Origin of the sequence: Streptomyces sp. NPDC021622, assembly GCF_040640795.1 — a bacterium.
Classification (GTDB): Bacteria; Actinomycetota; Actinomycetes; order Streptomycetales; family Streptomycetaceae; genus Streptomyces.
Genome location: NZ_JBFACK010000001.1, coordinates 604914 through 616107, shown reverse-complemented (window position 1 = coordinate 616107; position 11194 = coordinate 604914). Strand labels below are relative to the sequence as shown.

At 72.1% G+C, this 11194-nt stretch carries 10 protein-coding genes; 7 read left to right on the top strand and 3 right to left on the bottom strand.

The window, feature by feature from the left end:
* Positions 1-149: 149 nt before the first annotated feature.
* Entirely contained in the window at positions 150-881 is a 732-nt protein-coding gene (locus tag AB0G47_RS02810) for a VIT1/CCC1 transporter family protein (RefSeq protein WP_360763355.1), read from the bottom strand.
* A gap of 247 nt (positions 882-1128) precedes the next feature.
* Between AB0G47_RS02810 and AB0G47_RS02805 the strand changes: the two genes are divergently transcribed.
* From AB0G47_RS02805 to AB0G47_RS02775, 7 genes are all read left to right on the top strand, one after another.
* Positions 1129-2136: an ADP-ribosylglycohydrolase family protein gene (locus AB0G47_RS02805; protein ID WP_266868077.1), complete on the top strand. Its 1008-nt coding sequence runs from the start codon at positions 1129-1131 to the stop codon at positions 2134-2136.
* A gap of 182 nt (positions 2137-2318) precedes the next feature.
* Positions 2319-3527, top strand: coding sequence for an ADP-ribosylglycohydrolase family protein (locus AB0G47_RS02800; protein ID WP_360763353.1), 1209 nt, complete (start codon positions 2319-2321; stop codon positions 3525-3527).
* Positions 3487-4650 carry an ADP-ribosylglycohydrolase family protein gene (locus tag AB0G47_RS02795; RefSeq protein ID WP_360763352.1) on the top strand — a complete coding sequence of 388 codons (1164 nt, stop codon included), beginning with the start codon at positions 3487-3489 and terminating at the stop codon, positions 4648-4650. Before AB0G47_RS02800 ends, AB0G47_RS02795 begins: the two co-directional genes overlap by 41 nt.
* Positions 4647-6056 (top strand): ADP-ribosylglycohydrolase family protein, encoded by a 1410-nt coding sequence (locus AB0G47_RS02790; protein ID WP_360763349.1) that lies wholly within the window; start codon positions 4647-4649, stop codon positions 6054-6056. Before AB0G47_RS02795 ends, AB0G47_RS02790 begins: the two co-directional genes overlap by 4 nt.
* Positions 6053-7000 carry a ribokinase gene (gene rbsK / locus AB0G47_RS02785; protein ID WP_360763348.1) on the top strand — a complete coding sequence of 316 codons (948 nt, stop codon included), beginning with the start codon at positions 6053-6055 and terminating at the stop codon, positions 6998-7000. The genes AB0G47_RS02790 and rbsK overlap by 4 nt, the downstream gene beginning before the upstream one ends.
* Complete coding sequence (locus AB0G47_RS02780) at positions 6997-8190, top strand: CoA transferase (RefSeq protein ID WP_360763346.1); 1194 nt, start codon at positions 6997-6999, stop codon at positions 8188-8190. The genes rbsK and AB0G47_RS02780 overlap by 4 nt, the downstream gene beginning before the upstream one ends.
* Entirely contained in the window at positions 8187-9020 is an 834-nt protein-coding gene (locus tag AB0G47_RS02775; RefSeq protein WP_360763344.1) for a CoA ester lyase, read from the top strand. Before AB0G47_RS02780 ends, AB0G47_RS02775 begins: the two co-directional genes overlap by 4 nt.
* 330 nt (positions 9021-9350) lie before the next feature.
* Here the strand turns inward: AB0G47_RS02775 and lgt are convergent, their stop codons facing one another.
* Together lgt and AB0G47_RS02765 are read right to left on the bottom strand one after the other, a co-directional pair.
* Entirely contained in the window at positions 9351-10298 is a 948-nt protein-coding gene (gene lgt, locus AB0G47_RS02770; RefSeq protein ID WP_360763341.1) for a prolipoprotein diacylglyceryl transferase, read from the bottom strand.
* Positions 10299-10376: 78 nt separating this feature from the next.
* Positions 10377-11153: a thioredoxin domain-containing protein gene (locus AB0G47_RS02765; RefSeq protein WP_360763339.1), complete on the bottom strand. Its 777-nt coding sequence runs from the start codon at positions 11151-11153 to the stop codon at positions 10377-10379.
* Positions 11154-11194: the final 41 nt, after the last annotated feature.

The window sequence follows — 11194 nt, the reverse complement described above, 5'->3', positions numbered from 1 at the left end:
GGGCCCATGCGGACAGATCCATGACCGTAGGCCCAGAGCGACACAGGCCTCATTGCCCGCAGCGCTTACGGCTCATGCCCGGTGGTTAAGGAATCGAAACCGCCAAGTAACGACTACTTATGCAGGGCCCCGCATAGGGCTGCATCGACTCATCCTACGGCGGTACCGAACAAGCTGCCCAGGGCGTACGTCACACCCGCCGCCGCCCCGCCGAGCGCGAGCTGCCGCAGACCGCTGAACCACCAGGAGCGCGCGGTCACCTTCGCAACGACGGCACCGCAGGCGAAGAGCCCGATGAGCGCGAGCAGCAGGGCGGGCCAGAGCGAGGTCGCGCCGAGCAGATACGGCAGCACGGGAAGCAGGGCGCCGAGCGCGAAGGCACCGAAGGACGACACCGCGGCGACGACAGGCGAGGGCAGATCGCCCGGGTCGATGCCGAGCTCCTCGCGGGCATGGATCTCCAGGGCCTGCTCGGGATCCCTGGACAGCTGCCGGGCGACCTCGCGGGCCAGACCCGGCTCGACGCCGCGCGACGCGTACAGCTCGGCGAGCTCCTTCTCCTCGTCCGCCGGGTGCTTGCGCAACTCCCTGCGCTCCACGTCCAGTTCGGCCTGCACCAGCTCGCGCTGTGAGGCGACGGAGGTGTACTCGCCCGCGGCCATGGAGAAGGCACCCGCGGCGAGCCCCGCGAGGCCGGTGATGACGATCGTCTGCTGTGCGACCGAGCCGCCCGCGACACCGGTCATCAGCGCCAGGTTGGACACCAGGCCGTCCATCGCGCCGAACACGGCCGGGCGCAGCCAGCCACCGTTCACATCACGGTGGGTGTGGTTGTCGCGGTGCGCCTCGTGCAGCGTCGCTTCGGTCTCGATGATCGCCATGGTGTGGACCCCCTCAATAGTTGGACGAGATCTAAATTACGCGGGAAAAATCACTCCCGCCAGCAAGGAAGGCCGTACTTACCTGCGAAAACGCGGGTCTGCGGAGGGGGTGCCCACGGCCTCGGAGAGGCGAGCGAAGGAGTGATCTGAGCTCGGGGATGCTCGTGTGAGCACCCCATGTGGCAGGGATGAACCAAGCACCGCATCCAGCGGTACTCGCTCCACCTGCGCTACAGGGAGGCTCGGCATGGCATCCATCGCATGCGTTCCCTCGGTCCCGACGCCCGGCGACGCCGGCGACCTCCGTGAACGGGCGCGCGGCGCGCTGCTCGGCCTGGCGGTCGGCGACGCGCTCGGCGCACCCGCGGAGAACATGAAACCGTCCGAGATCCGGGCCCGTTGGGGCCGCATCACCGGTTACGTCGCCGAACAGCCGGCGGGCACGGACGACACCGAGTACGCGATCTTCTCCGGCCTTCTGCTCGCCCGGCACGGCTCGGCGCTGACCGTCGGGCATGTCGAGGCGGCGTGGCACGAGTGGATCGCGGATCTCGACGAGGGGCCCTTTCGGGGGGCCGGGTTCAGCGAGCGGGGCACGCTGGAGAATCTGCGGCGGGGTCTGGCCGCCCCCATCTCCGCCCAGCACCGGCACGCCTGGAGCGACGGCCTGGCGATGCGGGCAGCGCCCTTCGGGGTCTTCGCCGCGGGCCGGCCCGCCGAAGCGGCCCGCCTCGTCGCGATCGACGGCTCGGTCAGCCATGACGGCGAGGGCATCTACGGCGGGCAGGCCGTGGCGGCGGGGGTCGCGGCGGCGATGGGCGGCGCACCGGTGGACTCCGTGGTGGCCGCCGCGCTGTCCGTCATCCCGGAGGACTGCTGGACGTCGCGCTCGCTGCGGCGGGCGGTGGCGGTGGCGCATCGGGGGGAGCGGGCGGTGCGCTCCGCGGTGGTGATCGGGGGCTACCCCTGGACCGACCTCGCTCCGGAGGCGGTGGGCCTCGCCTTCGGCGCGTACGCCTCGGCGGCGGGCCGGTTCCGGGGGGCGGTGCTGACCGCGGTGAACATGGGGCGGGACGCGGATACGACTGCCGCGGTGGCCGGCGCGTTGGCCGGCGCGTCCTGCGGGGTTTCGGCGATTCCCCTGCCGTGGGGGGCGGCGATCGCTCCCGCGCGGGGCAGCTGTCTGCCTTCGATGCGGGGGCATCACGTACTGGACGTGGCGGAGCTGCTGGTCCCTGACGGGGAGGCGTGGTGACCCCCGACAAAGCCGCCGCTTCGCGGCGGATCTCTCCCGCCCACCCACCCGTTTACCCCGCAGCGACCCCCACCGATGAAGGACAGGCCGCCCCGGCTGTGGGCAGGCGTTCCGCACGGCGAGTGGGGTCTCCCCTGCTCGAGCGAAGTCGAGAGCTTGGGGAAGGGTGGGCACAGCCCTCGATGCCGGGTGCCGATGAACTGGGCGTCCAGGAAAGCGGGGCAAGTCGCACCGAGGGGCTGCTCCTTGGCCTCGCGGCGGGCGACGCCGCCGGTTGGCCCGCCGCCCGCCACCGGGCAAGCCGCATGCCCGAGTGGACCCGCAGGCTCACCCGCGAGCTGGACACCTTCGCCGAGCAGAACGCAACGACCACCCTCCCCGTCCCCATCGCACTCAACCAGCCCCCGGAACCCCTCCGCCTCGGCCCCTCCGACGACGCCGAATGGGCCGCCTTCACCGCCGAATCACTGCTCCGCGCGACGGACGGAACGCTCGACCCCCAACTGCCCCTGGACCGCCGGGTCCGCGCGGCCCTGGACCTCGCCTGGTCCGCCCTCGCCAGCGAAATCGCCGCCGCAGCGGCCCGCGCCCCCGAGGTCGAGTCCGCCGTACTCCCCCTCCGCGCCCGCATCTCCGTCCGCGCAGGCCTCGGCAACCTCGCCACAGGCCTGCGCCCACCCGCCACCGGCCACGACAACCCCCACTTCTTCGACGACGCCGCCTGCGTACGCGCCTGCGTCCTCGCCCTGGTCCACCCGGGCGACCCCGAACAGGCCGCCGCCCTCGCCGAGTTCGACGCCCGCTACACCCAAGACGGCGACGGCGTGCACGGCGCCCGCGCCATGGCCGCGGCGATCGCCGCGGCACTCGGCGGCGCGGACGTCGACGCCGCCGTGGACGCCGCCCTCGCCCTGCTCCCCGAGCACACCGAGATCGGCCGCAACGCCTGGCACGCCGTCAAACTCGCCCGCACCCAGGCAGCGGGGGACGGCGCGTTCGGCATCGTCCCCCTCCTGGAGCACCAGATCGTCGACCACGTCTACAGCTACGGCATCGCCGCCGCCGAGACCGTCCCGGTGGCCCTCGCCCTGACCACCGCCGCCCGCGGCCGGATCCGCGACGCGGTGCCCGCCGCCGCGTGCCTCTCCCGCGTCGCGGACTCCGCACCCGCCCTCGCCGGCGCACTGACCGGCGCGCTCGGCACGGCGACCGCCATCCCCGAGGCCTGGCGCGACGCCTGCCGCACCCTCTCCGGCTGCGCGCTCCCCCGCCTCGCCGGCACCGACCTGGTGGAACTCGCCGGGCACCTGGCAGCCACGGAACCGACCACCCCAGGAGGACAATCCCGACATGACGCAAGCAATGGAACCACCAGCGGCATCTCTCCCTGAACGCGTCACCGCCTGCCTCGTCGGCGCCGCCGTCGGCGACGCCCTGGGCGGCCCCGTCGAGGGCTACTCCCCCGAGCAGATCCTCGAACGGCACGGCGGCCGCGTACACGGCATCGTCGGCCCCTGGAACGCCGAGCGCTGGCGCACCGCGCGCCCCATCGCGCCGTACCACAAGGGCGACGGACACGTCACCGACGACACCTTGATGACCCACGCGCTGATCCGCGTGTACGCCGCCGTCCGCGACCATTTGGACGCCTACGCCGTCGCCGACCACCTGGTCCCCGACCTCATGACGAACCCCCGCTGGATCCCGGAACTCGAGGCCGAAGCCCTCCCCCTCCAGCGGATCTTCCTCGCCGAGAAGTGGCTCGTCGCCCGCATCCACTACGGCCACGTCGACCCGCGCGAGGCGGGCACCGGGAACATCGTGAACTGCGGCGCCGCGATGTACATGGCACCGGTCGGCCTCATCAACGCGGCCAACCCGGCGGGCGCGTACGCCGAGGCGCTCGACGTCGCGGGCGCGCACCAGTCGTCGTACGGACGGGAGGCCGCCGGAGTCTTCGCGGCGGCGGTGGCGGCGGCGTGCGTACCGGGCGCCACACCGACCTCGGTGATCGACACCGCCCTCTCCCTCGCGAAGGACGGCACCCGGTCCGCGATCGAGGAGGCGGCCGAAGTGGCCTCCCAGTACCGGGAGTTCGAGTCGGCGCTTGTCCCCCTCCGAGCCGCGGTCACCCCCTTCGACACGGTCGGCCCCGACTACCGCAACCCGTCCCTCGGCGCCCGCCGGCCATCCCGCCTCCACTCCATCGAGGAACTCCCCATCGCCCTCGCCATGCTCCTGATCGGCGACGGCGACTACCGCCACACCGTCCTCGGCTCGGTCAACTACGGCCGGGACTGCGACTCCATCGCGACGATGAGCGGCGCGATCGCGGGCGCACTGGGCTCCGGCGCCCCGCCCGAGTGGGCCAAGACGGTGGCGGAGGCCAGCCGCCTGGACCTCCAGGCCCCCGCGACCACCCTGACGGAGGTCACCCAGGAGATCTTCACCCGGGACGTACACCGCCGCCGCGCCCACGAGTCGGCGTACACGGCCCTGACGGCAACAACATGATCCGCCTCACCTGGGTCCAGCCGGAGGACCTCCTGGGCCACGAACTCCGCCAGGCGGAGGAGGAGGGCCGGGACACCACCACCATCCAAACCCGCTGGCTGGCAGCGGGGGGCACCCTCCCCCCACCCCAAGCCGGCGCGTCCCCAACCCCGGCTTCCCCTCACCTGCGAGCCCTGGCAGAACACCTATTGACCGAGCTGACCGTCCCGCCTCAGTTGTGGGCAGGCGTTCCGCAGGGCGAGTGGGGTCTCCCCTGCTCGAGCGAAGCCGAGAGCTTGGGGAAGGGTGGGCACAACGCCAACCTCCGAGCACCGACCAAGCAGCCCAAGGGCGTCATCAGGCCCCGCCTACACGCGGCGTGGCTCGGCAGAGCCGCAGGCTGCCTCCTGGGCAAACCAGTGGAGAAACTCCCCCTCGCCGGCATCCGAAGCCTCGCCCAAGCAACAGGCAACTGGCCCCTGAACACCTGGTTCACAGCAGCAGGCGTCCCCCAGGACCTCAAACAGGCCTACCCCTGGAACAAGCGCTCCGCAAAGACCTCCCTCGCCGAAAACATCACCGGCATGCCCGAGGACGACGACCTCAACTACCCCCTCCTCAACCTCCGCCTCCTCCAACGCCACGGCAAGACCTTCACCACCACGGACGTGGCACGGCTCTGGCTGGACGAACTCCCCGCGGCCCGCACCTTCACCGCCGAACGCATCGCCTACCGCAACCTCCTCAACGGCATCGAACCCCCGCACACCGCCACCCACCACAACCCCTTCCGCGAGTGGATCGGCGCCCTGATCCGCGCCGACGTCCACGGCTGGACCAACCCCGGCGCCCCCGCGAAGGCCGCCGAACAGGCCCACCGCGACGCGGCCCTCACCCACACCGCCAACGGCGTGTACGGCGCGATGTTCGCGGCGGCCACCATCGCCGAGGCGGCGGCAGGCACCGGCGACGTCCACCACTGTCTGCGCACCGGCCTCACCGTCGTACCCGAGGACTCCCGTCTCGCCCGAGCCGTCCGCCACGGCATCCAACTGGCCCGAGAACAGCGCCACTTCGACCACATCGTGGACGAGCTCCACACCACCTACGGCCACTACCACTGGGTCCACGTCGTCCCCAACGCCGCCCTGCTCGCCGCCGCCCTCACCCACGCCGAAGGCGACTTCACCGGCTCCATCACCCGCGCCGTCTCCGGCGGCTGGGACACCGACTCGAACGGCGCCACCGCGGGTTCGATCGCGGGCCTGCTCGCCGGCCGCCCCGACGCGCTCCCGGACCGCTGGACGTCCCCGCTCGAGAACCGTCTCGCCACCTCCGTCACCGGCTTCGACGGCATCGGTTTCGACACCCTCGCGGCCCTCACCACCGAACTCGTCCACGCGACCCAGGAGACCCCCCACCCATGACCCACATCGCCGTGCTCGGCAGCACGAACATGGACCTCATCGCGTACGTGGCCAAGGCGCCGCAACGCGGCGAGACCGTCACCGGGCGGGAGTTCCGCACGCTCCCCGGCGGCAAGGGCGCCAACCAGGCCGTCGCCGCTGCCCGCGCCGGCGCCGACAACGTCTCGATGATCGGCGCGGTCGGCGCCGACGCCTTCGGCACCCAGCTCCGCAGCGCACTGGAGCACTCCGGCGTCGACACCGACCTGCTGCGCACCGTCGACACCGCGGCCACCGGCACGGCCCACATCGTGGTCGACGACGAGGGCGGCAACGCGATCGTCGTCATCCCAGGCGCCAACGGCACGCTCACCGCGCTCGCCCCCGGCGACGAGGGCCTGATCGCATCGGCCGACACCCTGCTCCTCCAGCTGGAGATCCCCGTGGAAGGGGTGCTCGCCGCGGCGCAGGCCGCCCGCAGGCACGGCGTACGCACCGTCCTGACCCCGGCTCCCGCACAGCCTTCCCCAAGCTCTCAACTACGTTCGAGCAGGGGATACCCCATCCCACCCGAACTCCTCGCCGCCATCGACCTGTTGGTGCCCAACGAGCACGAGGCGGCCACCCTCACCGGCATCACCGACCCGCACGCGGCGGCCAAGGCGCTGCTCGACCAGGTCCCCGAGGTCGTCGTCACCCTGGGCGCGCGCGGCAGCCTGTACGCGGCCCGCGACGCCGAGCCGGTCCTCGTGGAGGCCCCGCACGTCACCGCCGTGGACACGACCGGCGCGGGCGACACCTTCGTCGGCACCCTCGCGGTGGCACTCACCCAGGGCGGCTCGATGCCGGATGCACTCGCGTGGGCGTCGACGGCGGCGGCGCTCTCCGTCCAGCGGCCCGGGGCCTCGGCGTCCATGCCGTACCGCTCGGAGATCGACAACGAGGCGAACGGAACGGCGTCATGACAGCACAGGCACCCCTCACGGGTCTGCGCGTTCTCGATCTCGCGACCCTCTTCGCAGGACCGCTCGCCGCGACGATGCTCGGCGACTTCGGCGCGGAGGTCGTCAAGGTCGAGCACCCCACGCGCCCCGACCCGTCCCGCGGCCACGGCCCGTCGAAGGACGGCGTCGGCCTGTGGTGGAAACTGCTGGGCCGCAACAAGCGCACCATGACCCTCGACCTCTCGACACCCGGCGGCCGTGCCACGCTCCTGCGGCTCGCCGCGACCGCCGACGTGATCATCGAGAACTTCCGTCCCGGCACCCTGGAGAAGTGGGACCTGGGCTGGGAGGAGCTGAGCGAGGCCAATCCCCGCCTGGTCCTGACCCGCGTCACGGGCTTCGGCCAGTTCGGCCCGTACGCCCGCCGACCCGGTTTCGGCACGCTCGCCGAGGCGATGAGCGGTTTCGCCGCAGTCACCGGCGAACCGGACGGGCCGCCGACCCTTCCGCCCTTCGGCCTCGCCGATTCGATCGCAGGTCTTGCGACGGCGTACGCGGTGATGACGGCGCTCGCGGCACGCGACCGCACGGGCCGTGGCCAGGTCGTCGACATGGCGATCATCGAGCCGATCCTCACGGTCCTCGGCCCGCAGCCGCTCTGGTACGACCAGCTGGGCCACGTACAGCCCCGCACGGGCAACCGCTCGACGAACAACGCGCCCCGCAACACCTACCGCACGGCGGACGGGAGTTGGGTCGCCGTCTCCACCTCCGCGCAGTCCATCGCGGAACGCGTGCTGCGCCTTGTTGGCCGCCCCGACCTGATCGCCGAGCCCTGGTTCGCGAGCGGCGCGGACCGGGCCGGCCACGCGGACGTGCTCGACGAGGCGGTCGGCGGCTGGATCGCCCGCCACACCCGTGCGGAGGTGATCGAGGCGTTCGAGAAGGCGGAGGCCGCGGTCGCCCCGATCCAGGACGTACGCGACGTCATGACCGACCCGCAGTACGAGGCTCTGAACACCGTCACCACCGTCCCCGACCCGGAGCTGGGGCCCCTGCGCATGCAGAACGTCCTCTTCCGGCTCTCCGAGACACCGGGCGGCATCGGCTGGGCGGGCCGCCCGCACGGCGCGGACACGGATGCGGTCCTGACGGAACTCGGCCTGTCCGAAGGGGAGATCACCGAGCTGCGCAAGGCGGGCGCCCTGTGAGAGACACCCCGCTGACCTGGCTGTACGCCCCCGGCGACCGTCCGTCCGTGGTGGCGAAGGCGCTGCTCGCGGGCGCCGACGTCGTCATCGTCGACCTGGAGGACGCGGTCGGGCCCGACCGCAAGGAGTACGCGCGATCGGCGACGGCCGACCTTCTCTCCGAGCCTCCGCCCGTCCCGGTGCACGTCCGTGTGAACGCTCTGGACGGCCCGCTCGCCGGGGCCGATCTCCGGGCGATCGCGCACCTTCCCGGGGTCTCCGGGCTTCGCCTGCCGAAGGTGACGTGCGCCGCCGACGTCGTCCGCGTCGCCGAGCAGGCGGCCCCCGCGGACGGCGGCGCCCCGGCCCTGCACGCCCTGCTCGAATCGGCCGTCGGTCTTGAGTACGCGTACGCCATCGCCACCGCGCACCCGGCCCTGCACGGCCTGTCCATCGGCGAGGCGGATCTCCGCGCGGATCTGGGAGTACGGGACGACGCGGGCCTCGACTGGGCGCGGGCCCGCGTGGTGGTGGCCGCGCGGGCGGCGGGGCTCGCGCCGCCGGCGCAGTCGGTGTACCCGGACATCCTCGACCTGCCGGGGCTCGCCGCGTCCTGCGCCCACGGGCGCGGGCTCGGCTTCCTGGGCCGCGCGGCGATTCATCCCCGGCAGCTCCCGGTGATCGAGCGGGCGTACCTCCCCACCCCGGAGGAGGTGGACCACGCCGAACAGATCCTCAAGGCGGCGGCAACGGAGTCGGGAGCACTGGCCCTGCCGGACGGCACGTTCATCGACGCGGCGGTGGTGGAGGGCGCCCGCCGCACCCTCTCCCTCACCCACCGCCACCTCTGACCCCCTGGCCCGGCCTCCCCCTCTCCCACCCACCCACCCGATTGCCCGGGATGGCTGGGCGGGCATGTCCGCCGCAGAGCAATCGGGCGGGTGGCGAGCGTCTGCCGCAGAGCAATCGGCTCGGTGACGGAAAGTCTGTCGCAGAGCAATCGGCTGGGTGGCGAAAAGTCCGCCGCAGGGCAATCGGGTGGGTGGGTGGGAAAGTCTGTCGTAACGGCGAGAAGCCCAGACGGCGCGCAGCGGTGATCCCAGGCCCCCGCCCCTCCGCCCACGCGAAGGGGCCGCCGGATCAAACGATCCGGCGGCCCCGTCTACGTACGAAAAGGGCGGCTAACCCTTCTTGGCGGACCCGGACCCGGACCCGAACTCCGCCTCAGCTTCGCTCTCGCCCTCGGACCGCTCCCCCTCGCCGGAGGCGGACCGCTCCCCCTCGCCGGAGGCGGACGGCTCCCCCTCGCCGGAGGCGGCCGGTTCCACCACTTCCTCCCGGCCGGGCCGCAGCTTCGCCGACAGGACGAAGTAGACGACCGCGAGGACGAACACCGCGATGGCGGTCCAGACGTTCAGGCGAAGGCCCAGGACATGGTGGGCGTCATCGACGCGCATGTACTCGATCCAGCCGCGCCCGGCGCAGTACGACGCCACGTACAGCGCGAACGCCCGCCCGTGCCCGAGCTTGAAGCGCCGGTCGGCCCAGATGACCAGGAAGCCGACGCCGATGCACCAGAGGGATTCGTAGAGGAACGTCGGGTGGTAGGTGCCCGGCACCCGCCCGTCCTCCGCCGAAGTGATCTTCAGCGCCCACGGCAGATCCGTGGCCTTGCCGTACAGCTCCTGGTTGAACCAGTTGCCCCAGCGGCCGATCGCCTGGGCGAAGGCGATGCCGGGGGCGAGCGCGTCGGCCCAGGCGGGCAGCGGGATGCCGCGCCGGCGACAGCCGATCCAGGCGCCGACCGCGCCGAACGCGATCGCGCCCCAGATACCGAGGCCGCCCTCCCAGATCTTGAAGGCGTCCACCCAGTCACGGCCCTCGCTGAAGTACAGCTGGTAGTCCGTGATCACGTGGTAGAGACGCCCGCCGACGAGGCCGAACGGCACGGCCCAGACGGAGATGTCGGCCACGGTGCCTGGGCGGCCCCCGCGAGCGATCCACCGCTTGTTGCCGAGCCAGACGGCGACGAAGACGCCGATGATGATGCAGAACGCGTAGCCGCGCAGCGGAATGGGTCCGAGTTCGACCACACCGCGCGACGGGCTGGGAATGAAGGCAAGGTCCATGGCAGGTCCGACGCTACCGTGCCGGGTGGTGCCCAAGGCAACCAGCCCGGCTACGGCTCCATAACTACGCCGCGTCAGCTATGCCGCGTTCGCCTTCTCCACCATGGCCTTCAGCTTCGCCGGGGTCAGCGGATTCTTCTGGTCCGCGAAGATGTTCTTCCCGTCGAGCAGCACGGTGGGCGTGCCCTGCAGGCCCGCGTCCTGGAAGGCCTTGTTCGACTTTTCGACCCAGCTGTCGTGCTCGCCGTCCTCGACGCACTTCTTGAAGGAGGCGGTGTCGAGCCCGTCGACCTGGCCCGCGAGCTCGAGCAGCCGGCTGTTCTTGGCGAAGGCGTCGTCCGTCTCCGCGGGCTGATTCTTGAACAGCACGTCGTGGTACGGGGTGAACTTCCCGGCGTCCTGGGCGCAGGCCGCCGCGTTGGCCGCGCGCAGCGAGCCGCTGCCGCCCATGTTCCCGTCGATGAGCGTGGCCAGGTGATAGTCGACCTTGAGCTGACCCTTGTCGGTGAGCTCATGGATCGTCGTGCGGTACGCGTCCTCGAAGGACTTGCAGGCGGGGCAGCGGAAGTCCTCCCAGATGGTGAGGGCGGACTTGGCGCTGTCCTTGCCCACGGGGAGCGCGAGCTGATCCTTGCCGTTCGCCCCCTGCGGGATCGCGACAGGACCCGACGTTTCCTTGTCGTCTCCCGAGTTGGAGGCGAGCAGGCCCGCCACGGCGGCCAGCGCGAGCACGCCGACGACGGCGGCGCTCACGATCAACACCCTGCGCTGCTTCTCCCGCGACTTCTGCCGCTCTCGCTCTTCCGCCAGCCGGTCGCGGGCCGCGCGCTTTCCCTCACGGTTCTTCTCGCTCACACCCCGCCAACGAACCGGGGAGGCACGAGCATGCCCCCCCG